The following is a 24,097-nucleotide window of genomic DNA, read 5'->3' on the forward strand; positions in this document are numbered from 1 at the left end:
AGGCGGAACAAAAATCCCATCTGAATTGAGTAAATTTTATCAGGAAAAGAATCATGGCCATGGACGTAATTGATTATCAAATTTTCGGCGACGACATGCAGTTTGTCGAGATAGAACTCGATCCCAACGAAGCAGTAGTTGGAGAAGCAGGTGCGATGTTTTACATGGAAGATGAGATCCAGATGGAAACCATCTTCGGTGATGGCTCCGCATCACAAAGCGGCTTACTAGGAAAACTGATGGGGGCAGGCAAACGTTTAGTGACGGGCGAATCGGTATTCACCACGGTGTTTATGAACAGCGGCCGCAGCAAACGTAAAGTGGCGTTTGGTGCCGCGTATCCCGGCAAAATTATCCCCGTACATCTGGGCGACATGGGCGGCACTTTACTGTGCCAAAAAGACGCCTTCCTGTGCGCAGCCAAGGGAGTTTCTCTGGGCATCGCTTTCCAAAAAAAGCTGGGCGCGGGCTTCTTCGGTGGTGAAGGTTTTATATTGCAAAAGCTGGAAGGCGATGGCCTGGCCTTCATCCACGCAGGTGGTGCCATCATAGAGAAAACTCTAGGAGCTGGTCAAACTTTGAGGGTAGATACCGGCTGTGTAGTGGCGTTCAGCAGCAACATCGACTTTGATATCCAATACGTAGGAGGCGTAAAAACCGCACTGTTCGGCGGCGAAGGAATGTTCTTCACCACCTTGCGCGGCCCCGGCAAGATTTGGCTGCAATCCCTGCCACTGGCGCGCCTAGCCAACCGCATCGTCGGCGCCTCCAAAATCGGTGGCGGCCACGGTGGAGAGCAAGGCTCGGTGTTGGGTGGTTTGGGTAATTTGTTTGAGAAGGATTGAGTTGTGCTTATTCGTCTGTGTACAAAAACCTGAAAAATTTGTATACATCATTGGTATCCAAATAAAAAACGCCTTGTTTTCACAAGGCGTTTTTTTATTACATATTTACATCTACAAACTATCTTAGAACTTGTAGCTCCCTGCCATGTAGAAGGAACGCAAAGTTGGATCTGCATAACGTGGATCAAAACCAACTTGATGGCCGGATGAAGCACGCAATGACAATGGTGGCGCTGTATTGAAAATATTTCTTACGCCAGCACGGATAGTCACTGCTTTATTCAGGTTGTAGATACCTTGCCAGTCAGCTGTAGTGTAAGAAGGTACGTCCAGACGCAGAGTTTCATTCAGATTTGTACTGAGATTACGCACACTGGCTTCTGCATCCGTATAGCCATTGCGATAGCTCACAGTCAGAGTATTGGTGAACGCACCTGTTTCCAATGAACCTGTGAATTTAAACAGATTCCTGAACGATACGGCATTGTTGACGCCAAAAAAATTCAGGCTATTAGTCCATTCGTTGTCGGTACCAGGTTTGGTGTAATCAGATTTGATCAGATAGGTGCCATTAATATTACCAGTCAGCGTACCAAAATCAAATTTCTGACGACCTGTCATATCCCAATCGATACCACGATTATGTGTTTTACCAATATTGACCGACAAGGACTTAAATGCCCAATAAGTGTTACCAGTAGCTGGTTCGGTATACGTAGTAAACAATTCACGGAATTTCACAGGATCGGCAAAAGCCTGTTGTTCACTAACGGCCGAAACTTGATTGCGCATCTGTACATCCCACAGATCCAAACCAAACGAGAAGTTTTGGACAGGTTCAATGCGGAAACCTATTGTATATTGCTTGGATGTCTCCGGTTTTAGCTGCTCATTGCCACCTGAGTATTCATTATATTGCGCCATTGTTTCTGGTCGGCAATTATCAGGATTAGTGATCGGGCAGGTGTACTTACTTGCCGTGAAACCAGCATTGACTAAGGGTTGGCCGATATCGAGCATGTCGGGGGCTTTAAAACCAGTCCCATACGAACCGCGTAGCAATACCGCTTGGGTAGGCTGATAGCGCATAGATAATTTGTAGGTACTGGCGGATTGTTTTTCGCCCATATCACGATTTTCTATCCCGTTTTTAATTGACGAAATACTGTCGTAACGTACCGCACCAGTCAATTCCAGCTCTTTAGTTACCGGTGCTACCAATTCTACAAACAGACCTTGGTTGGAGCGTTTCATGTCGTAAGCAGGATTGGCATTGAAATTGTAAATCAAGCCATCTAAAGCGGCTGCCGATGGCGTTTGCTCGTAATGATATTCACGATAGTCGGCACCGATACCAATGCTGGCTTTGCCGCCGTTCAGGTCAAATATTTCACGTGATGCGTGGGCATCGATACCTTTTAATGTGGTCGAAGCGGTACGAATCGAACCGTTGAACAGAGAACCATTGATTAAAGCCATAGTTTCTGCGGACTGTTTGCCGATAGGCGCAAACGGATCAAAAGAGCGGTTAGCCAACATGCTTTTGAATTCTTTTGTCAGCGCGTAACCACCTACATAAGATTCATCAATTGAATTTTTTGACAAAGTTATACCGCTACTGATATTCCAACCAGCAAAGTCAGCTTCACCGCCGACGACCAGATGAGTCGAATCTGTGATCGTGTTGCTATCACGGGTGCCCCAGTCATAGGTTCTGTAGCTACCAGAGATTGCTTTTGTGTCTGCTGCCTGGGCTGGTGTCAACCATGGCAAGACATTGTCGGTGTAGTAGGCGGAACCTTTCAGTATTGTGAATGGCGCAGTATTTGGGGCGATACGTGCAGTCAGGTCATAGCGAGAGACGGCGACATCAGCGAACAGCGTTACATCGTTACCGACTTTCAGGCTGCCTTTGGTAAACAAGCTATCGCGCTTGGATTCTGGCACGATTTCAACGGTCGAAGCAAAGTCGAAGGCGCAATTTTGCGTAGTAGGGGTATTGCTAAGACTTACAAAGTTACGCTCTGGGCAAACGCCATTTTTTTTCAAATAAGGGCTAAAAGAGATAGGTTTTGTATCTTTGTTGTTAAAGGTAACCGAGACGTTCGCTGGTACTGTGGCACCGCTAGTGCGGTCGTATACATAGTTGGTACCATTTTTGCTAAAAGGAATATAAGCAGTTTTAGCGAATTCACGATCTGTCGCTTTCATTTGAGTCTGTTCATCATGACGGAACGAGGCTAAAACGTTGTAACCATTTTCTTCCAAATTACCAAAACCATAGCTGGCGCTGACATCCCAAGCTTTTCCACCGCCACTGGCTTGCGGTGCGTTGAATGATCCTTCGATTGAGCCGCCCTGCTGGTTTTTCTTCATAATGAAGTTAATCACGCCAGCGATCGCATCTGAGCCATATAGTGCCGATGCACCATCGGTCAGAATCTCTATGCGTTCGATCGCGCTTAGAGGAATGGCATTCAGATTGACCGCGCTGCCTGAGCCTTGCGGTGCCATACGGCGTCCGTTCAGCAATACCAGGGTGTAGCCAGTGCCGATGTCATGGATGGAGGCATTTACGTTACCACCTGAATTGCTGCCGGCTGCAGTTGCTGCGATGGTAAAGCCTTGCATCGCTGGCAAGGATTGCATTAACTCCGCAACATTGGTCGCGCCAGAGCGGGCAATAGTTTCAGCAGAAACTCGTTGCACAGGCAAAGCGCCTTCGACCGAGATCCGTTTGATACTTGAACCGGTAATTTCAACTCTTTGTACTTGTTCTTCGGCATAAGCTTGGCTTGCGATGAACAAAGATCCTGCCAGCACACCAAGTGCCAGACGTACCGAACGAACACCTATTTTTTCCTGAAGTCTCATCTTTATTCCTAAGTAATTGATTAAGCAGTGCTTAAATTTAAATGGATTATCTCGGCGCGCCCATCTTGCAGCGCTCAAAATTATGGCGCTGCAACGACAAATATTGCTTAATTTACGTGCTTTACTGGCAAGGCTCTCATGAGAGAACACTTAGGCTGAAAACACGCTCGCGGAGAATGGAATAATTATGAAGGCATATTTATCAAAACAAAAATTAATTATGAAAACAATTTTTCAAATTTAAATTTAATTTTGCATTTTTGAAGATCACCAGTGAAATCTTCTGAAAATTGCTATTTATACATACATTTGTGATGTTTTTATGTAACACACTGTAACGCCACATCCTGCTTGAAGTATCGATAGAAATTTTTACTGCGAAGCAAAGATATGTTTGTTTTCTAATGCGTATTCAAAATTTTTCTTTTCTTTGATTGATAGTTTCTAGCAGTAACTTTGACATTCCATTTAAATATCTACTATGCGACGAAGTGACTAAACGAATCGTCATGCAAATGTAGTAAGCCATGATTACCTACAAGCTGAAAAATGCGGCAACAATGTCACTCCACTGTTAATAACAATCAGGAGACATCATGGCGGCTAAAAAAATACTTATGTTGGTTGGCGATTTCGTTGAGGATTATGAGGCGATGGTGCCGTTTCAGACTTTGCTGGCGGTCGGACACGAGGTGCATGCTGTGTGCCCTGACAAGCAAGCGGGCGACTATGTGATGACCGCGATCCATGATTTTGAAGGACAGCAAACTTATACCGAAAAACCTGGCCATCGCTTCGGCATCACTCATGATTTCGCTAAGATCGATGCCAGCGCCTATGATGCTTTGCTGATACCTGGCGGGCGCGCTCCAGAATATTTGCGCCTGAATCCAACGGTGATCAGTTTGGTGCAGCATTTCGCGCAGGCAAAAAAACCGATAGCCGCAGTCTGTCATGGCGCACAAATTCTGGCTGCAGCCAAGGTGCTGGAAGGGGTGCGCTGTTCCGCCTACCCAGCTTGCAAGCCTGAGGTCGAGCTGGCTGGTGGCCATTATGCCGAGATCGCCGTAACCGAGGCGGTGACGGATAAAAATTTTGTAACGGCTCCCGCCTGGCCAGCACATCCGGCCTGGATGGCACAATTTTTGGCCCTGCTCGGCACCAAGATTTCATTGTAAAAAACCAAACATCCAAAGGTATAATGACAGCGGCAAAGCCTAACAGGCTTTGCCGCCGGTTCTTCCCTTAGGAGTTCTTATGTGCGATATTTTCGTCAAAGCTGACCCAGCGCTGTATCAGGCCAAAGCCCGCTCGCTACGCCTGCATGGAGTGGTGACCTCGATACGGTTAGAACAATTGTTTTGGCAAGTGCTGCAAGAAGTGGCCGAACGCGATGGCATGAGCACCAATCAATTGATCACCAAACTACATGATGAATTAATCGCCTATCGCGGCGAAATCGAAAATTTCTCCTCGTTCTTACGTGTCTGTTGCCTGCGTTATTTATCCCTGATGGTAGAGGGAGATATTTCCCACGACAAGCAGTTGCCCTTGTCTAGTCTTGTGCAAAATAAAGTTGCTGGAAAAGCCGCTCCATATTTGCTGTGATGTCAGCGCCGCCACGCTATCAACAGGCTCAGACACCGTTTTGGCGGCGCGTGATTTAGACCGCCTACGACAGAACCAGTGCGCATATTCCATGCGGGCTGCAGGCCGAAATAGGCTGGAAACCCGCATGGAATATGCGCATTGAGACGGGCGAGTTTGAGATTGCTGCGGATATAACCCAGGGTAAACCCAGGCGTACACTGCACGGTTGCCTTAAAATGTTCAACTAAGTGCGCGATTTACCCTATCATTTTTGCTGATGGTAAGTCCACCCAACGCCAAAGTAACAAAGCTGCAAGCGCTGCGCAACTGCCTGAAAACGCAAACGCGACGAACGGCGATATGGTCTGATACAGGTAACCAAAGAATATGGAGGCTGGCAAGAGCATGATCCCTGTCACCATATTGAACCAGCCAAATGCCGCGCCCTGCAATCCCTCTGCCGCTAAATCGGCGACTAAGGCTTTTTCTACGCCCTCACTAGCAGCTAAGAATAGGCCATAAAAACCAAATAAGGCGTACAGCATCACCCCATGCGAGCGCAGTGACCCCATAGAAAAATAAAACAGTGCATAGGCGAGATAAGCAGCGAGCAATAAGTGTAGCCGCCCATACCGGTCTGAGAGTGCTGATAATGGCGCTGAAAACAACATCGCCACCAGCGAAACCGCAGCCCATAGCAAAGGAACCTCTGCTTGAGCAACCCCAAGTTCTCTGGCGCGCAGAAGCAAGAACATATTCGACGAGTTCCCCAAAGTAAACAGCGCCACCACGATCAGATAACGCTTAAACACGGGTGACATATTCTTTAGACGGCTATCAAATTTTTTCAGCTTGAGCGGTTTTTCGACACCAGGCTCCTGAATCATCAGGGCAAATATCACACAAAATAAAGCCGGTACCAGGGTCCACAGAAAAATATCTTTGATAGGCATGCCAGCCCCTAATAGCGCAGCTGCTAGCAAAGGGCCAATCACGGCGCCGGCGTTATCCATGGCACGATGCACGCCAAACGCCAGACCGCGGCGTTCTGCGGTGACACTATTTGCCAATAGGGCGTCACGCGGAGAACTGCGCAATCCCTTGCCCACCCGATCGGCAAAGCGCAGCAATAGCAGGCCATACCAACTCGTCACCAGTATCATCAAGGGCCGGCCAAAGGCGGCCAGACCATAGCCAAAAAGTATCCATGGTTTGGCGCGCCGGGTCCGGTCCACCACGATGCCTGAGAACAGTTTCAACAAGCTGGCAGTGGCCTCGGCGATCCCCTCGATGATGCCCAGCGCGCGCGGGCCAGCCATCAAGACCGAGCTTAAATACAAAGGGATTAATGGATAGACCATTTCCGAGGCCGAGTCGTTGACCAGACTAATCAGGCCGATAAGCCAGACTGTGCGCGGTAAATTTTTAAGGGCTGCCAGCATCGAACACTCCCAGTGTTGTACAGCCTACTACTATTTATTTTGCGGCGGCGCTTTATGATAGGCATCAAGCTCGCTTAGTTTCACGCCTTCCGGTGCATCGCTGTGCTTAGCATGGCCGATACGCTGCGATCGGTAAATGCCGGTATGCCCGGAAAACAAATAGCTCACGATACAAGCAATTGCGGCAAATATTCCCACTTCTGCACCGAATAACTCCATCGCCATCAAAGTCGATGCGATAGGCGTGTTGGCCGCACCGGAAAAAACCGCGACAAAGCCTATGCCAGCAAGTAAAGCGAAGGGCAAATGGAGTAAAGGCGCCAGCACATTACCCAGAGTCGCACCGATGAAGAACAAGGGTGTTACCTCGCCCCCTTTGAAGCCCGAGCCTAAGGACATCACGGTAAACACCAGCTTGGCCAAAAAGTCATAACCCGCCAGTGGTTGCTGAAAAGCCTCGACGATGGTCGGAATCCCAAGACCGATATAGCGGTCCGCGCCCAGCAGCCATACAGCGCTGGCAATCACCATGCCTCCCAGAAAAGGACGCAAGGGTGCGTAGCTGATACGCTGTTTCATCCAGGCGCTGAGCGCGTGGGTCGCCTCGGCAAATACCCTGCCAGTAAGACCAAAGATCGCCCCTGCGATCACCATGGCGACGATCGTCCACGCCGTTACATGTGGCACCAGCGGAATCGCATAATGGGTGTGCTGCACGCCCAGCAACTGGCCAATTTGTTCGGCGACAATGGCCGCCACCATACACGGCAGCAGGGCATCGTAGCGCATTCGGCCTATTGCTAATACCTCCAGTCCAAATATTGCGCCAGCCAATGGCGTCCCAAACACTGAGGCAAATCCGGCGCTGATCCCTGCCATCAAAATTATCCGGCGATCTTCATGCCTGAGTTTAAATAGGTGAGTAAGTTGGTCGGCCAGCGCCGCCCCCATTTGTACTGCAGTGCCCTCTCGCCCGACCGAAGCGCCAAATAAATGAGACATCACGGTGCCCCCCAATACCAGCGGTGCCATACGTAGGGGTATCACTTTTTTGGGATCATGAATTTCGTCTATCAGCAGATTATTCCCTGCTTCTACTTGTTTGCCGAAACGCAGATATAGCCAGCCCACTATAAAACCGGCAATTGGTAACAAGTAAATCAACTGGCGGTGCGCAGTCCTTGTATTGGTCGCCCAATCCAGACTAAACAGGAAGAAGGCCGACGCAGTACCGGCCAGTGCGGCAACCATACTCGCCAGGAAAAGCCATCTAGCCAGGTAGGAAAACAAATTGAGTAGTTCGGAGCGGGTAGAATTTTTCATGCATGTCTAAGGGGCTAATTAACACAAACCCGGACAAGCGAGAGGAGCATAGACATTGCCTACACGATCCCGCTTGCTCAGGATTGAATGCAGGCATCATCAAGCTTGAAAGCGGTGAAAGGAGGAATGCCATCTCCCTATGAAATTGTAACAGAGAACTTTATATAGAAACACGTGATCAGCAAGGGCTAGCAATCACCAGCGAGATTAAGGAAAATTTCCAGCCTAAGCTGGTGCTGCTCGGTAACAATCGGTGTAAGATTCAAAAAAACCTGCACCAGCATCATGCGTTTTTCGTCGTTGTATATTCCCGTGACTTTTATCTATAGCCAAGCTCACGTTTGCAATACGCCAGAATTCTTCCTTGATAAGCAGGAGTGAGCATGCTCGGCAATACCGGCCTTTCTAAAGAAGCACTGTATCGCGCCATGGTGGAGTTGGCACTCGATGCACTGCTGGTATTGGAAGACTCGGTCTTTGTGGACTGCAATTCTAGTGCAGAGAAAATGTTTGGCGTCAGCCGCCAGCAATTGCTAGCCAGCACGCCTCTCGATTTTTCTGCCGCTTGCCAGTTGGATGGACGTGACTCAGGAAGCGCTGCCAATGAATTCATCACGCTAGCGATGCAAGGTCAGGCACAACGCTTCGAATGGCTATCTCGTAAAGCCGATGGCAGTCAATTTATCTCTGAAGTCTGCATCAGCCAACTTGATGATGGCGACAATCGCGATGACACTAGGGCTGGCAGTAAAACCCGACGAGTGATACTCGTGGTACGCGATATCTCCGAGCGCAAACGGATAGAAAACGCGACACGGATGCAAAGTGAGCAACTGCAAATTTTGCTGGAGAACTTCCCCGGCGGTGTTTCTTTGCTAGACGATAATTTACGTATCGTGGCCTGGAATCAGGCCTTACTACAAATGCTCGATTTACCGGCGGAATTATTTTCTGCTGATCCACCCTTAATTCTAGAGGTATTCAAGGCGAATATTAAGCGCGGTGAATATTCTGAATTCGGGGGGCAAACAGAGCAAGAAACGCTGGCGATTTTAATGGCGATTGTACAGCGTAAGGAACCCTATCTTTACGAAAGAACCAGGCACGATGGCGCCATTATCGAGGTACGCGGCGCGCCAATAGCAGGCGGCGGTTTTGTCACCATCTGTACCGATGTCAGCGCCAAACGCAGCATAGAAAAAGAATACAAGCGACAATCGATTTTTTTGAAGGCAGTGTTAGCCAATATGCCGCAGGGCTTAAGTGTATTCGACGAAGAATTGCGATTACAAGTTTGGAATCAGGGCTTTTTAGATGTTTTGAATTATGCGCCCTCGTCCATCTATCGCGGTGTGCCTTTCCGTGATTTGCTCGACATTATGGCGCAACGCGGGGAATACGGCACAGGAGACATGCAGCAACAAATAGAGAGTCGACTGGCACTCGCGATGCAATTTCAAGCCCACCAGTTTGAACGCATCCGCCCCAATGGACATACCCACTTAGTGCAAGGAAAACCTATACATGAGGATGGAAAGATCAAGGGTTTCGTCACCACCTATACCGATATTACGAAACAAAAACAGGTAGAAATGGCGCTATCGGAGGCGAATCTACAATTAGAAAAAAATGTCGCCGAGAAGACCACAGAGCTACGCCATACCCAGGATGATTTAATCAAGAGTGAAAAATTGGCGGCGCTTGGTTCGCTAGTAGCGGGCATCGCACATGAACTCAATACCCCGATCGGCAATAGTTTACTGACGTCTTCAACCTTAAGAGAAAAGAGCATCGCGTTTGCACGCTTAGCCAACGATGGTCTGGTGCGTAAATCAGATTTAGCGAATTTTATTCAGGACGCCGAACAGGCAAGCACCTTGATAGAAAGAGGTTTGCGCAGCGCTGCCGAGTTGATCAGCAGCTTTAAACAAGTGGCGGTAGATCAGGCCAGTTCTAAGCGGCGTTTGTTTCAGTTGGATAAAGTGTGCGCGGACGTCATCGCGACCATGACGTCAAAAATCCGGAAGGCCGGCGTCCGCATCGAGCGAAATATCCCCATAAATATCGAACTCGATAGTTACCCCGGCTGTATCGATCAGATCATCTGCAATTTAGTCGATAACGCGCTGCTACATGGTCTGCATGAACAGGTCGACGGCAGAATTACGATTTCGGCACTCATGACAGAAGTTGGCATGGTAGAACTCAGTGTGAGCGACAATGGGGCAGGAATAGCAGCAGAAAATCTTCAGCGTATTTTTGATCCCTACTTTACGACCAAGCTAGGCCGTGGTGGTTCGGGTTTAGGACTGAATATCGTCTACAACATCGTCACTGGCTTGCTAGGTGGGAAAATTTCGGTGCACAGCGAGCAGGGCAAAGGAGTCCGTTTTAATCTCACCCTACCTGTAAATGCCCCAGCCATTGCTCCAGCTTCCGACTCCACTTAGAAAACTAGCCTCGGCTATGACGGATATGGCTTACGGAAATTGTTTCCGCCAAATCAGTGCTAAGTTGCCAGGGACTTTGCCTAAGTCCAAATGAGATTACGCAGCGCGTGAAGCGAGTACCGCGGCGATCACTTCCTGCGGTGGGATAACGCCATGCTTGCCTCTGAGCACCCCTTTGGAAGTACCCTCGGCAATCAGCTTATCGCCGATTGAAAAACGATGCGTCATGAAGAAAAATTTCTCGTCCCAATGGGTCAATTCCATGCTCGCCTGAAAGCGTGTGAATACCGCTAGAGGTTTGCGATACGTCATAGTGTGTTCACTGATCATGGGCATCCAACCGCGCTGCCACATGACCTTGGCCAAGCCGCTACGAATAAACATATCGACCCGGCTTAAGTCGCACAGTGTCAGGTAACGTCCGTTATTGACATGCATATTGATGTCGAGATCGTTCGGAAAGGTCAAAAGCGCCAGCGTGCTTGTCGACGGGCCTATCGCAAGTCGCGGCCGAAAATACGATGCAATCAGCACATACAGAAGTCTAAATAGTAGGTTCATAAAACGTCCTTAGTAAGAAATTAGTCGTCCGCATACTGATGCGGCAAATGTTGTGCGCTGGCCCGGGCAAAACGTGCGATCACCAGGCCGACCAAGGGCCGGTATAGCCAGCGCAATACCCTGCCAGACAAGCCGACACCACGCTCTTCTGACTGCACCCTAGCTCTGGGGTGTGCCATAAACCGCATACCGACCGGCCGAAACGCCTCAGCACTATCGAGAAACTCAATCGCGCATAAATGCTTAACACTTTTGTAGCCATAATGCGCAGGCGCGACTAAGCGTAGCGGTGCACCATGTTCTATCGCTAACGGCTCACCCTGTAAGCGATCAGCCAATAAGACATCGCAGGCCAGCAGATCTGCCAAAGGCAAGATAGAACGATAGCCGTCCATGCCATACATCACCACAAATTTGGTGTTCGCCTCCGCGACACAATTCGGCAGCACCAGTTTTTGGTAAAAATCAGAGAAACGCCAACCGCTCCATGCCAGATTAGTCTGCGACCAGGTCGTCACACAGTGAAAATCTGATCGCTGCTCTACTCGTGAAAGAGCCGCTAGGCTATTGTTCAGTAAGAACGGCTGCATGCCATCGCCGTACACCCGAATAGCGCCCGCCTGCGTCAAGCGCGGCCAGCGTTTTGCGTATGCCAGCAATCCAAAGCGAGGGAAAGATCCTAATTCAAACTGGCCTGGCGGTAATGGGCGTGCGACAGACCTCATGGCGTATTCCCTAGTGTGGAATGGATTAAATCAATTACGCGTAAAAAATGCGTTATGCCGCTAGAATTACGCAGATAATATTTACCATCCCTATTTCCAATTTTCACAGTATAGTTCAAACATGAACGTTATTGTTCAAATTTGAACCAAATACATGAAAAATTCCAATTCCGTCAAAGTAGCCTCCGCGCCGCATGGCACGCAAGCCTGGCTCTCCACTATCCGTGCCTATAATTTGTGTGAAACTGCGCTCAGCGCGCGTCTTGCGCAGCAAGGCTTACGCATAGGTGATCTGGAAGTGCTGGCTACGCTGGTAACAACACCAGGCATCACCCAAATGGAACTCGCCGCGCGCTGCTTCATCACTAAAAGTGCCGTTTCTATGCTGCTTACACAGATGGAGGCCAAGGGTCTGGTAACCCGCGATGTACACGACATAGATTCCCGGGCGAAACAACTGGTACTGACTGCGTCAGGCAAAAAATTGGCGACGCTCGCCATGCAAATGCAAGCCGAAGTGGTAGCCGTGATGGTCGCCGGGGTTGCCGACAGCGAGATCGCCGTCATAGACAGTGTTATGCGTCAGGTATCCGAGCGGCTGGAAAATTTGATCGCCGCAGATAAAAAACTGACCGTCCTGAAAACCAAAATACAGGACTAGCGATTACTGCGTAAATCATCTGAAGCAAATTTGCCTCAAATCGCGCTCTGTTAAAATACAACACCTCTTTCTTCTACACTTCTCATGGCACAGCATCCGCTTTCTATATCGACACCAGGCGAGCAGCATTTTTCTGTGCTGACGCTGACAGCACCGGTGGCGATGGGTTACATTCCGCTGGGGATGGTGTTTGGATTTTTATTTGTACAGGCCGGTGCTGTCTGGTGGTTGGCAGTACTCGCTAGCGTATTTGTGTATGCCGGAGCCTCGCAGTACATGATGATCCCCATGCTGGCGGCCGGATTGCCGCTCGCGGCGATCGCATTGGCGACCCTGATCGTGAATCTGCGGCATATGTTTTATGGGCTGTCGTTACTGAATAAATTGCCGCAAAAAAAATTCCTGCGCTGGTATATGATTTTTGCGCTAACCGATGAGACTTACTCGGTCTTGACCACACTGCCCGCCAGCACCAGCGATAAACAAATGGCGATGCTGGCTTTGCTGAATCAATCGTGGTGGGTATTGGGGACGCTAATCGGTGCAGTTATTGGTGCCCAGGCACAAATAACTTTAGCAGGACTTGATTTTGTATTGGCGGCACTGTTTGCGGTGCTCACGGTAGAACAATGGCGTAACAAAAAAAGCCCGGCCCCTTTGTGGGTGGCACTGGCAGCCTACGCTGTGGCGTATCTGCTCGCTCCCAAGCATGCGCTAGTCATTTCCATCGCACTGAGCATAGTAGCTGGCCTGTTGTGGCGCGAGCCTGTGCCAGCGTCCGCCTTGCAGGATACAAAACGATGAAAGATGCAAACTATATTCTGGGTGTAATTGCCGCCATGGGACTAGTTACATTCGCGCTGCGTGCCCTACCATTTGTGGCGGCGCGCTGGTTGAACAAACATCCTATGGTGCAGCGTCTGGGTCAGTTTTTACCCTTAGGTATCATGACGCTATTGCTGGTGCATGCAATGGCCGGATCTGCGCATGAGCATGCGGGCGGACCTTGGCCGGAGTTGCTCGCCATCGCCGTGGTGGCGATATTACAATGGTATCGTAACAACGCCTTATTCAGTATCGTGGTCGGGACTAGCGTGTATGTGCTGATCCGCAATCTGGGGATACTTTGATTTCAGCAGCCTGGATGCTGAAATCAAAAAACCAAGCGACTAGCTTGGTTTTTTTGCGTTAGTTGCGACTAAATCACTCACTCAGCGAGTGGGTGATTTAGCGATTCAGCAATTTAAATCAAAGACGTTCAAAAATAACCGCGATACCCTGTCCGCCGCCTATGCACATAGTCGCCAGCGCATATTTGCCGCCAGTGCGATGCAATTCATAGATTGCCTTAGTCGCGATAAACGCACCAGAACAGCCGACCGGATGGCCCAAGGCAATCGCGCCGCCATTCGGATTGGTCTTGGCAGGATCTAAGCCCAGCGCCTTGTTCACCGCGATCGCTTGCGCCGCAAAGGCTTCATTGGCTTCGATCACGTCGATCTGATCGAGGCTCAGGCCAGCCTTTTTGAGTGCCAGCTTAGTCGCTGGAATCGGGCCTTCACCCATGATCTCATTCGGTACACCCGAGACCGCATACGAAACGATTCTTGCCATAGGTTTTTGGCCAGCCTTAGCCGCCACATCGGCCGCTGCCAACACAAAGAAAGCCGCGCCATCGTTGATGCCAGACGCGTTACCGGCGGTCACCGTGCCGTCCTTCTTAAAAGCCGGCTTCATCTTGGCCAGCGATTCCATCGTGGTATTGGCTTTGCCATGCTCATCGACGTCAAACACCACTTCACCTTTACGAGTCTGCTGCACGATAGGCACGATTTGAGATTTAAAGCGTCCTTCAGCGATCGCCACTGCGGCACGGCGTTGCGACTCTAAAGCGAAAGCATCTTGCTCTTCGCGTGAGATGTCCCACTTGGTGGCCAGATTTTCTGCCGTGATACCCATGTGGCCGACGCCAAACGGATCGGTCAAGACTGCCACCATCATGTCGATCGCCTTGGCGTCGCCCATGCGTGCGCCTGAGCGCAAGGCTGGCATCATGTAAGAGCCGCGCGACATGACTTCGACACCGCCGCCGATACCATAATCAAAATCACCCAGCATGATGTTCTGCGCCGCAGTCACGATACCCTGCAAGCCGGAAGAACACAGACGGCTCACTTGCATCGCCACCGAATCCATAGGCAAACCCGCCTGAATAGAGGCCACCCGTGAGACATAGGCATAGCGCGAATCGGTAGGGATGCAGGTACCGACGATGGCGTTACCGATCAAGGCGGCATCCACACCTGAGCGTGCAATCGCTTCTTTCATCACGATACCGGCCAGCTCGGCTGGCTCCATCGTCGACAGCGATCCACCAAAAGCACCAATAGCGGAGCGCACTGCGCTCAGAACAACGACATCTTTACTCATGAGAAATTCCTTCAAAATGGGATTTACGCAAAATTGCTCCAGCCAGGCTTAACGCCGCAGCGCATATTTTAAACCGATAATTCAATCCGCCGCGTACAACAGCGCCTATGATAACAAGATCCGTTTGGCTTACCCGGAAAACTGCGGGCGATGCCGGCAATGCGTATCCTGAAATAAGCTGAAATAAGCTGAAATCAACTGAAATAATCAGAAATAGCCTGCCCGCTCACGCAGACCCCATGCGCCTCTGCGAGCATGCTGCCTTGAAAGGCGCATGGAATATGCGCACTGGCGCAGGTGTTTCTAATTTTACTGGGCAGCTTGCGCCAACAGACTGCTAAAATAGTCTATCACCTTAGCTGCGCTTAAACATGACCACAGTCCCGATTACTACTAGCATCACTCTAGATCAACTCTGCGTAGGTTTGTACATCCATCTCGATTTAGGCTGGCTAGAACACTCGTTTGCCCGCAATAATTTTAAGATCAAGAATCAGGCGCAAATCGAAGTACTCAAACAATTGGGCTTGAGCAGCGTACGGGTGGAAGCAGCGCGTAGCGATTGTGCGCCTTTGGTAAAAAGCAGCGCTAGTGAGTTCAAGCCTCCCATTGCAGAGCTCAGCCCCAGCGCCGAAGAAATCGCGATGATAGAGGCTAAAAAGGCGCGGGTAGAAAAACTCAATGAAGAGCGCGCGGCAATTGCCCGCTGCGAAAAAGAATTCGTCAAGACCGCTGCGGCCTTCAAGAATATCTCCAGCAAGCTGTTTTCCAGACCGCAAGATGCCTGCCAGGATGCCGACCAATTGATCGGGCAAATGCAAGCCGCGCTGGTGGATGACATGAGCATCGCGATCCATGTCATGAACGACAAAATCGCTGGTGAAGACGCTTACTATCACTCGCTCAATGTATCGGTGCTGGCAATGATCTTGGGTAAAGAATTAGCCCTGCCGCCGGAAGACATTAAAGCATTAGGCATAGGTTGCCTGTTCCACGACATAGGCAAGATAGAGATCCCGGATCGTATCGTCAATAAGCATTCTGCACTAAGCCGCGCCGAACAAAACCTGCTGCAGCAGCATTGCCAGTATGGAGTGGCAATCGCCGAGAAAATGGGGCTCTCGAAAGCCGTCCGCGAGATCATCTTGCAACACCATGAATACGCTGACGGCAGCGGTTATCCGCAACAGCTGCGCCTGGAGCAGATCGGCCATCTGGCACGCATAGCCTGCATCATCAACGCCTACGATAAATTGTGCAATCATCCGAATCCGGCCGAGAGCCTGACGCCTTACGAAGCGCTGGCGTTGATGTTTAAGCAGCAGCGCAAACTGTACGACCCCGCCATATTGAATATGTTCATCCGTTGCATGGGCGTGTACCCGCCGGGCACTCTGGTGGAACTCAGCGATGGCACGCCAGGCATGGTGGTATCGAATACCGCGGGCATGCCTTTACGCCCCAGTGTCTTGATCTACGACCCCAGCGTACCGAAGAATGAAGCGATTATTCTCAACCTGAGCGAAGAGCCAGATCTGAACATCCGCGCCAGCCTGAAAGCCAAACAACTACAGCCCGATGTCTACGCCTACCTCAGCCCGCGTCAGCGCATGGCGTATTTTTTCGAGAGCAGCAAAAGCGCTACCCGCAAAAACTAATAAGGCCAGGCGCAGTTCCCTGCAGATTCTAGCAGCGCCATCCTCAGACCTGGCTGAAGCAATCTCAGTTTCAATTTCAATCTTAGCGACATACAAAAATCTAAAACCGCCCCCTGCCTAAGCCAATAATCCAAGCTGCTCTCGGTAAAACTACTTGCGACGCCAGGTAGATCTCTGGATTGCTGACTGTTTTCGCAACTTATACACTGACAAGCATTCGGGCAATGACATGATTTACTTTTTTACGTCCTGTTCCAAGTTCCCTCGCGCTCCCCCAGGACGCGGGGGTTTTTTGTTAGCTATATTTTGTTAGCTATAAGACGGCGCCGTAAGCATCTCCCGCGCGGGCCGGTTTAGCCTTATCATGCCTTGCCCTGCGTCTGACGTTTTGAATTGAAGGAAATTTAGTGATCAGCTCTTCCCTTGCATTGCGCCGCAGCCAACTGGCAGTGGCCACGCTGTTTTTAGTTCTGGGTTTTAATTTCAGTAGCTGGGCTTCACGCATCCCCGCCATCAAAAACCAATTGACGTTAAGTACCGCGCAAGTTGGTGTGCTGCTGCTCGCTTGTGGCTTGGGCGCGGTATTTTCTTTTCCTATCACGGCCGTTTTACTCCAGCGCCTGGGCTCACGCCGTCTGTGCATGCTGACTGGCGCTTTGCTGCCGCTACTACTACTGAGTCTGAGCTTAGTCAAGAATCTGCAGTTGGCGATGCTGGTCATGGCGCTAGAAGGCGTGGTGGTGAGTTGCTTGAATGTGGCGATGAATGCGCAAGGCGTAGCGGTGGAAACGCTGGGGCAGCGCGCCATCATGTCGCGCCTGCATGCGGTATTCAGTCTGGGCGGTTTGCTGGGGGCCTTGTTTGCCTCGGCGATCAGTCGTTACAGCGCTAGCCTGTTGCTGCATTTTGCGCTGTGCGCCGCTTTATTATGGGCTGCAGTAATACTGGCGCTACCGTATTTGGTCGCCGATACCCAGCGTGCGCCTAGCAAAGCTGTTTCTGAGACCAAAAGCGGTTGGCGCATCGCCTGGCCGAACGCGGTGGCCTGGTGGCTGGGCGCTATCGTGATGTGCGGCACGGTAGTCGAAAATTCTATGTCAGACTGGTCAGCCCTGTATCTGAAAGAGGTGGTCAGGGTAGCACCAGAATTAGCCCCCTTAGGTATCGCCTGTGTCTCCGGGGCGATGTTACTGGCGCGCTGGTTTGGCGATGGCTGGCGCATGCGCTGGGGCGCACAGCGTATGCTCACTATCGGTGGCACATTAGCGGGTAGCGGGCTAGCAATGGCCTTGTTACTCGGTGGTCTGATCCCAGCCTTAATCGGTTTTGCCCTGGTTGGTTTAGGGATCGCGGCGGTGTCGCCCTGCGTGTACACAGCGGCGGCCAAAAATGGCCCGGTGGCGCTGGCATCGGTAACGACAATGGGTTCTATCGGCGGCCTGCTGGGGCCACCGCTGATCGGATTTATCGCCCACGCCAGCAGTTTTTCCTGGGGCATGGCGGTGATCGCGCTGGCGGCCTGGTTAGTTGCCGCCGGCACCCGCAAAGTTCACTGGGATTAATCTGCCGATTTATATGCGTAAGCGGATTCCACTTTTGGCGATCTGCTTGACCAACCAAGCCAGAGCCAGCGCAAAGCCTAGCGCGAACAGCACACCTGGGACGGGACGATTGAGTATCGCGGGCAAGCTCAAATTCCCTAACTGCAACGCAGCACCGAGGATAAAAGGGATCAGGTAAGCGAGCAAAGGGTTGGCAGCCACCGGTGCTAATAACTTAGGCAAGAGCGCATTCCCGCGCACATCTATCCAGCGATACAGTGCACAAAAAATCAGCACACACGTCGCGGCGCTATATAAGACCCAACTCGGGCTGGCATAGATCTTAGAGATTTTATACTCGGGTCGCATGACCGCTGCTATCAGCGCCAAGACTAGGGCAAACACGATCGCCGCGGCAAAGCGTTGGCCCGAATTTCTTTGTACCGCCTGATCAAAAAATATCAACGCAGTGCTACAACCACATAAGACCAGCGCAGCATGGGAAAAATGTCCCGGCTGGCTAAACAACATCGCTAACATAGGATGCGCCGCGATCTCCGGATTGCGGTAAGCAACAAAATACGCGATGCATAAAGCGATACAAAAAAGTAGCAAAGGCAAGCGGCCACGGCATAGTTGAAAACAAATACAGGCGATCAGATAAGCCCAACCGATCAAACCCAAAATACCCCACCATTGCGGTGTCAAACCATCTTGCCCTTCGGAACCGCCGTGATACAGCAGCGCCAGCACCAGCAATAAGCCTATGCCCGTCACGCGCCACAGCATACTCAGTGCAGGTCCTGCGCTGACGCTACCCCAGATCAAAAATGCTGCCAGATAACTGAGCAAGGCCCAAGCCGCAATTGGCAATAACATCGATGCGCTGTGATAGCCATCTTCGGCATTGACCATAAACACGCCTATCATGATCAGCCCTAAGGCGCGTTGCAACACATGGCTTTGGCGTTGCCACCAGCTATCGCCTAGCGCCTGTCTTTGTTGCAAGGCGAACGGAATCGACATGCCGACGATAAATAAGAAGGCAGGGAAAACCACGTCGACAAAACTCATCGCATCAGCGTCGGCTGGCATGTGTTTCATCCAGGTCGGTAAGCCCTGCACGCCGCCCCATTGATTGACGACGATCATGACCAGTACCGTCAAGGCCCGAAACACGTCGATAGAGACAATACGTCCGCTGCGTAATTGCGGCGCTGCTTTGCGCGCAGTGGTGGCAGTTGTCGTGTCGGATGATGAAACGCTCATCGATAAATCCTTCAATTATTAGCCCCAAGGCCGGTGCGATGGAAAGTACAAAAGCGCGGCCGTATCAAAGGACGCGCTTTCGGAGAATTTTTAGCGTTCGCTAAAAAGCACAATGATAATCTGCTTAATAATCTATACCAACTCGCACGCCATACACGCGTGGATCATTCCAGGTCGCCTTGATGAAACCGCCGCCGTCGGTGGCGGAATTTTTAGTCATGCTATTGGTGAGATTCAAGACATAGGCTTCGATGTGCCAGTTCTTAGGTGCGATCAGCTTAACCGAGGCATCCACCTTGGTAAAGGCGGCCTGAGCGTCTGAAATATGCGGGTTATCCAGATTGCGCAAAGTGAAATACATCTTGTCTTGCCACTTCACCGCAATCCAGGGAACGATCACATAATTATTCTCAAGTACGAAATTTTGCGAGAAATTTAAACCCAAACTGTATTTAGGTGCCAGCGGCAAATGATTACCAGTGATGTCGTAAATCTGACGCCCCGCCAGATTGGCATCGGCGCCGGTGTACGGCTCTGGACATGGGACGGCACCGGTTTCGGCACGTACGCCACAATTCCAGGTATCGCTATAAGATGGATAGTCCTTAATCTTACTGTTGATGTAAGAGAAAAATCCGCCCAGGCGTGCGCCCTTCCACGGTTTGTAATCCATCTCCAATTCCAGACCGGGAATGTCGACTACCCCCACATTCGTGGTCTGCCATTTTTCGACGATGGCGCAACCTGGCTTATCTGCCGGGCAGGGGCCGTCGGTGATAATGCGGCTGGCGAAGTAGTTACCCGTTACTTGCATGTCCTTGTACTTGCTATAGAACAGGGTCGCCGCCAAACTCAGGCGATTCTCCAGAAATTTCCCTTTGTAACCAAGCTCTAAGTTCGTCACGGTCTCTGGCTTATACGGAAAGAAACTGTATTGCGGACCAACCGGTCCGGTGACGCAAGTGTGCTCGCCACAAATATCATCTCTATCGCCAAAACCACCTGACTTATAACCGGTCGACAAGGAAGTATAGACCATGTCATTTGGGGTGATTTGTGTCATCAAGCCCAAACGGTAAGTAAAATGCTTCCAGCTTTCCGAGTGGTCGTTCTGCGCTGGCGTTCCATAATTGGCATAAGCGCCGGTTCCGGCCAAGGGCCCCATTCCGGCAGTCAGGTCAGCCCCATTATGGGCGCGAAAATTAGCATCGCCTGGCGTGCCCGACTGGTACAGATTGTTGTAATAAGCGGGATTGGATCCGTCCCATCCGCCGTACACAGTACCGCCTTTGTCGGTTTTGCTATCCCAGCTATAGCGACCGCCGATCGTTGCAGTCCATTTAGGAGCGAATTTCCAATCTGCCTGTGCATACAGCGCCTTGGCATCGATCTGGCGATCTGGCTGCTGATAGTACTGACTGGTAGGGAAGCCAAACGGCGCAGTGACTAATTGCTCTTGCGCGTAATTGATCTGATTTTTTTCATGCATCCAGAATGCGCCCGCCACATATTGCAAGGTATCAAAATTTTGCTTGAATTGCAGTTCATGTACATCCGACACATATCTAGAATCTAAAGTGCGAGAAGTATTATCGTTAACATGCCAAATTTCCTGGTCGCTGGCATCGGCAGTTACCGGTAATTGTGCGGTGACCTGGCTGGCTAGTGGGTGATACCCGGCATCGTCATCGCTTTGTTGTTTGCGTTGCTGTATCGCGTGCGCATAGCCGTACTCTATCTTGCTGTTCTTGTTCAGGTTCCAAACCACACTAGAACGTAAAGTATCGATCGACATGTCTATCATGCCGGGCACATTGACTTTGGCATCCCATTTGCCGCCGGTGCAGGCAAAACGCGTACCTGCGGCCTGATCGCAGTCTTTTAAGCTGATGTCACCGGCACCTGAATTTTGAAATTTTTCGTAAGAGAGTGTCCACTCCAACTCTTTGCTCACAGCCCAGCGCGCCGACAGGCGGCCGGCCCACTCATCTTTGTTATTGTAGAAATTGGCCTTATCGACTTTTCTATTTTGACGTTGATCCACATCGGGGATGCCATCGGCATGAAAGCCTTGAGCTGGATTATCCACATCAGTAAAATCTTGAGTCTGATTAATCCAGCCGTCGCGTTTTACTTTCATAAAAGTAGCGCGTAACGCCAAGCTATCGTTAACACCAATATTTTGAACCACATTAATCTGACGTTGATTGTAGCTGCCGATATCAAGTTCGGTACTGCCATAGGTGCTGCCAAATTCCGGTTTGGCAGGAATGATATTCACGCTACCGGCCGTCGAATTACGTCCAAACAAAGTACCTTGAGGGCCGCGCAAGACTTCGACCTGCTCCAGATCGAACATCAGCGCCATCGCGCCCTGTGGCCGTGGCGAATACAAACCGCCTACATGTAGGCCGACTGCTGGGTCACCGATCTCGGTAAAGTTATTTGAACTCACGCCACGGATACTCATTTGTACACCTGAATCGGCACCGGTAGAGATTTGCAGATTCGGTACCGCCCCTGTGAGGCCGCGCACATCGGTAATGCCAGATCGAGTCAGGCTTTCCTGTGTGATGGCGGTCACAGCTACCGGAGTTTGTAACAGAGAAGTCGAATGGCGGGTAGCGCTCACCTGCACTTCGGCAATTTGTTCTTTGTTCGCATCGCTGGTCTTGGCAGTTTCTTGCGTCCAGGCTGGCATGGCGAGCAAGCCACAGGCACTCGCGACGGCCACACTCATCAGTGTTTTTTTTGTCCTCAGATGTAACATTGTCTCTCCTAAACTCTCATTAATTATGATGGGCCTTGCGGCTGCCATACCAGAAAGTGCAGCGCACGCCATTTTTAAAGATTCTGCTTTTTTTGATGCCCATTTTTTGACGCTACCTGATGCTGTTTGATGCATAGTTTGTTCATCCTATAAAACGAACAATTTGCCTCAGCTAGCAATTTAACTATTGCGGCGCTCAGCGCCAATCCAGACTTCTACCCTGACCTATGGGTAAATCTACTTACTTGCAAAAAATTTTGATGCTGCTGTGTCATTTTTACGGGACATGCCGATAGGCATTAGCGGCAAACTCAGAGGGGACTGAGTAAATCTACTTAGACAGTAAGGTATATCTCTGGATTGTCGCTAAGGCTGTCTCACTTTAGACTCAGTACCAGCCTCAATGTGGTGTGCGCGCATCAAAACTTGCTTAACCGCTTGCCACAGCTTTCTTTTACAGGCATCCAAATAGAATAGACTAGCCCAAACGTGCGCTAGAAAACACGAGGAGACACCATGATATGCAGTTTTTATTCCATCAGTAAGTTCGGCAACATCAGCAAACTGAGACAATTTTTGTTCAGCTTCACGCTAGCTCTGGCGGCGCCAGCGCTGCATGCTAGCGAACTCAATATCTGGGTCATGGCAACTACCGAACAACAACAAGCCGACATGAAAGAGTTACTGCGCCCCTACCTGGCAAAAAACCCCAGTCTGCGTGTCAACGTCACGGTATTGCAATGGGAGTCGGCATGGACCAAGATCACCGCCGCTGCCGCTTCCGGCCAAGGGCCAGATCTATTAGAGTTGGGGACTACCTGGGTCGCTGCGATTTCTTCCATGGGGGCATTAGAGCAAATCACTGATGCACAACAAGCTAAGCTGGGCGGTGCGAAGGCTTTCTTCCCTGCGGTCTGGAGTTCTACTCACCGTTACGACGACCAAAAAATCTACGCTATTCCTTGGTATGCCGAGGCACGTGCGGCTTTTTATCGCACCGATGTGTTTAAAGCTGCTGGCATTAATCCCAGAGATGCGTTTGCTAACTGGGGCAGTTTTAAACAAGCGATGCAAAAGATCAATGGCCAAGTGATTAATGGAAAAAAAATCGCCGCACTCGGCTACCCTGGAAAAAATGATTTGAGCGTGGTGCACAATCTGGCACCGTGGATTTGGAATGCCGGTGGTGATTTACTCAGCGCCGACAAGAAAAAATCAACCATCAACTCGCCAGAAGCCTTACAAGCGATCAATTACTACACCAGCTTTGCGGTCGAGGGTCTAGTACCTATGGCATCCTTAGAAAAAGATTCGGCACAGATCGATACTGGATTTTTTAATGGCCAATACGCGGTCATTTTTACCGGACCGTGGATACTCAAGCCTTTAAGTACGCCAAAATCCAAAGGTGGACAATTAGAAAGCGTCACCGCGAATAATTTCTCGGTCGCCCCTTATCCTGCGGGACTGAAGGGACAGCAAACCTTCTTTGCGGGTTCTGATCTGGCCATCATGAAGTCGTCCAAGAACAAGGAAGAGTCTTGGAAATTACTCAGTTATCTGGTCAGCCGTGAAGCGCAAGTAAACTACACCAAAATGTCATGGATGCTGCCGACCCGCATCGATGCCGCTTATGACCCGTCGCTGATGGCGAACCTGCACTACGCCGAGTTCGTTGGTCAGATCAAGAATGGTCGTCACTATCCCTCAATCGCGGCCTGGGGTGCGCTGGAGTCGGTCTATCTTAAAAATATAGGCAGCATGTTTGATATCGTGGCAGGCGTCAAAGGAAAGTATTCCAGCCTCGCCATTAAGCAAGCCTTAGATGCCACCGCCAAAGAAGCCAACGAAGTGCTGGCGGAATTGCAGTAGTCACGTAGTCGCCACTCAGCACTGTCAAATAGTTTAGCGCATTGCTGCGACTGGCAGAATGCTCGCTCAATATTTTTCATTAAAAC

At 50.4% G+C, this 24,097-nt stretch carries 18 protein-coding genes and 1 riboswitch; of the genes, 10 read left to right on the forward strand and 8 right to left on the reverse strand.

Translation table 11 applies throughout. The features are described from left to right. Nucleotides 1-53: 53 nt before the first annotated feature. Nucleotides 54-845 (forward strand): TIGR00266 family protein, encoded by a 792-nt coding sequence (locus ACO0K8_RS18820; RefSeq protein ID WP_422948184.1) that lies wholly within the window; start codon nucleotides 54-56, stop codon nucleotides 843-845. A gap of 123 nt (nucleotides 846-968) precedes the next feature. On the opposite strand, the gene ACO0K8_RS18825 is transcribed toward ACO0K8_RS18820, so the two are convergent. Next, a complete protein-coding gene (locus tag ACO0K8_RS18825; RefSeq protein ID WP_422948185.1) occupies nucleotides 969-3,719 on the reverse strand; it encodes a TonB-dependent receptor in 2,751 nt (916 codons plus the stop codon). Nucleotides 3,720-4,315: 596 nt separating this feature from the next. On the opposite strand from ACO0K8_RS18825, the gene ACO0K8_RS18830 reads away from it, so the two are divergent. Together ACO0K8_RS18830 and ACO0K8_RS18835 are read left to right on the forward strand one after the other, a co-directional pair. After that, entirely contained in the window at nucleotides 4,316-4,897 is a 582-nt protein-coding gene (locus ACO0K8_RS18830; protein ID WP_422948186.1) for a DJ-1/PfpI family protein, read from the forward strand. A gap of 79 nt (nucleotides 4,898-4,976) precedes the next feature. Beyond that, nucleotides 4,977-5,327 (forward strand): ribbon-helix-helix domain-containing protein, encoded by a 351-nt coding sequence (locus ACO0K8_RS18835; RefSeq protein WP_422948187.1) that lies wholly within the window; start codon nucleotides 4,977-4,979, stop codon nucleotides 5,325-5,327. A gap of 239 nt (nucleotides 5,328-5,566) precedes the next feature. Here ACO0K8_RS18835 and ACO0K8_RS18840 read toward each other — a convergent pair whose 3' ends face one another. Beyond that, entirely contained in the window at nucleotides 5,567-6,751 is a 1,185-nt protein-coding gene (locus ACO0K8_RS18840) for an MFS transporter (protein WP_422948188.1), read from the reverse strand. 30 nt (nucleotides 6,752-6,781) lie between these two features. Next, nucleotides 6,782-8,074, reverse strand: coding sequence for a voltage-gated chloride channel family protein (locus ACO0K8_RS18845; protein WP_422948189.1), 1,293 nt, complete (start codon nucleotides 8,072-8,074; stop codon nucleotides 6,782-6,784). A gap of 83 nt (nucleotides 8,075-8,157) precedes the next feature. Beyond that, a riboswitch (Fluoride riboswitch) is annotated at nucleotides 8,158-8,220 on the reverse strand. A 237-nt stretch (nucleotides 8,221-8,457) separates the two neighbouring features. On the opposite strand from ACO0K8_RS18845, the gene ACO0K8_RS18850 reads away from it, so the two are divergent. Beyond that, the gene (locus ACO0K8_RS18850; RefSeq protein ID WP_422948190.1) at nucleotides 8,458-10,524 is read left to right on the forward strand and encodes a PAS-domain containing protein; all 2,067 of its coding nucleotides are present in this window, start codon (nucleotides 8,458-8,460) and stop codon (nucleotides 10,522-10,524) included. A gap of 96 nt (nucleotides 10,525-10,620) precedes the next feature. Here ACO0K8_RS18850 and ACO0K8_RS18855 read toward each other — a convergent pair whose 3' ends face one another. Beyond that, nucleotides 10,621-11,085 carry an acyl-CoA thioesterase gene (locus ACO0K8_RS18855; protein ID WP_422948191.1) on the reverse strand — a complete coding sequence of 155 codons (465 nt, stop codon included), beginning with the start codon at nucleotides 11,083-11,085 and terminating at the stop codon, nucleotides 10,621-10,623. Between the two features lie 20 nt (nucleotides 11,086-11,105). Further along, a complete protein-coding gene (locus ACO0K8_RS18860; RefSeq protein ID WP_422948192.1) occupies nucleotides 11,106-11,810 on the reverse strand; it encodes a molybdopterin-dependent oxidoreductase in 705 nt (234 codons plus the stop codon). 154 nt (nucleotides 11,811-11,964) lie between these two features. Between ACO0K8_RS18860 and ACO0K8_RS18865 the strand changes: the two genes are divergently transcribed. From ACO0K8_RS18865 to ACO0K8_RS18875, 3 genes are all read left to right on the forward strand, one after another. Continuing rightward, entirely contained in the window at nucleotides 11,965-12,471 is a 507-nt protein-coding gene (locus ACO0K8_RS18865) for a MarR family winged helix-turn-helix transcriptional regulator (RefSeq protein ID WP_422948193.1), read from the forward strand. 84 nt (nucleotides 12,472-12,555) lie between these two features. Beyond that, on the forward strand, nucleotides 12,556-13,275 hold the full coding sequence (locus ACO0K8_RS18870; protein WP_422948194.1) for an AzlC family ABC transporter permease: 720 nt from the start codon (nucleotides 12,556-12,558) through the stop codon (nucleotides 13,273-13,275). Continuing rightward, nucleotides 13,272-13,601: a branched-chain amino acid transporter permease gene (locus tag ACO0K8_RS18875; protein ID WP_422948195.1), complete on the forward strand. Its 330-nt coding sequence runs from the start codon at nucleotides 13,272-13,274 to the stop codon at nucleotides 13,599-13,601. Before ACO0K8_RS18870 ends, ACO0K8_RS18875 begins: the two co-directional genes overlap by 4 nt. A gap of 118 nt (nucleotides 13,602-13,719) precedes the next feature. On the opposite strand, the gene ACO0K8_RS18880 is transcribed toward ACO0K8_RS18875, so the two are convergent. Continuing rightward, nucleotides 13,720-14,901, reverse strand: a complete 1,182-nt coding sequence (locus tag ACO0K8_RS18880; RefSeq protein WP_422948196.1) for an acetyl-CoA C-acyltransferase family protein — start codon at nucleotides 14,899-14,901, stop codon at nucleotides 13,720-13,722. Between the two features lie 371 nt (nucleotides 14,902-15,272). On the opposite strand from ACO0K8_RS18880, the gene ACO0K8_RS18885 reads away from it, so the two are divergent. Together ACO0K8_RS18885 and ACO0K8_RS18890 are read left to right on the forward strand one after the other, a co-directional pair. Continuing rightward, nucleotides 15,273-16,559, forward strand: coding sequence for an HD-GYP domain-containing protein (locus tag ACO0K8_RS18885; protein ID WP_422948197.1), 1,287 nt, complete (start codon nucleotides 15,273-15,275; stop codon nucleotides 16,557-16,559). A gap of 407 nt (nucleotides 16,560-16,966) precedes the next feature. Further along, nucleotides 16,967-18,121, forward strand: coding sequence for an MFS transporter (locus tag ACO0K8_RS18890; RefSeq protein WP_422948198.1), 1,155 nt, complete (start codon nucleotides 16,967-16,969; stop codon nucleotides 18,119-18,121). A gap of 9 nt (nucleotides 18,122-18,130) precedes the next feature. On the opposite strand, the gene ACO0K8_RS18895 is transcribed toward ACO0K8_RS18890, so the two are convergent. Together ACO0K8_RS18895 and ACO0K8_RS18900 are read right to left on the reverse strand one after the other, a co-directional pair. Then, nucleotides 18,131-19,369, reverse strand: a complete 1,239-nt coding sequence (locus tag ACO0K8_RS18895) for a DUF5009 domain-containing protein (RefSeq protein ID WP_422948199.1) — start codon at nucleotides 19,367-19,369, stop codon at nucleotides 18,131-18,133. A 124-nt stretch (nucleotides 19,370-19,493) separates the two neighbouring features. Beyond that, nucleotides 19,494-22,139 carry a TonB-dependent receptor gene (locus tag ACO0K8_RS18900; protein WP_422948200.1) on the reverse strand — a complete coding sequence of 882 codons (2,646 nt, stop codon included), beginning with the start codon at nucleotides 22,137-22,139 and terminating at the stop codon, nucleotides 19,494-19,496. Between the two features lie 516 nt (nucleotides 22,140-22,655). On the opposite strand from ACO0K8_RS18900, the gene ACO0K8_RS18905 reads away from it, so the two are divergent. Then, nucleotides 22,656-24,011: a sugar ABC transporter substrate-binding protein gene (locus tag ACO0K8_RS18905; RefSeq protein WP_422948201.1), complete on the forward strand. Its 1,356-nt coding sequence runs from the start codon at nucleotides 22,656-22,658 to the stop codon at nucleotides 24,009-24,011. The last annotated feature ends 86 nt before the right edge of the window (nucleotides 24,012-24,097 follow it).

It is taken from the genome of Undibacterium sp. Ren11W (genome assembly GCF_049340485.1).
GTDB lineage: Bacteria > Pseudomonadota > Gammaproteobacteria > Burkholderiales > Burkholderiaceae_D > Undibacterium.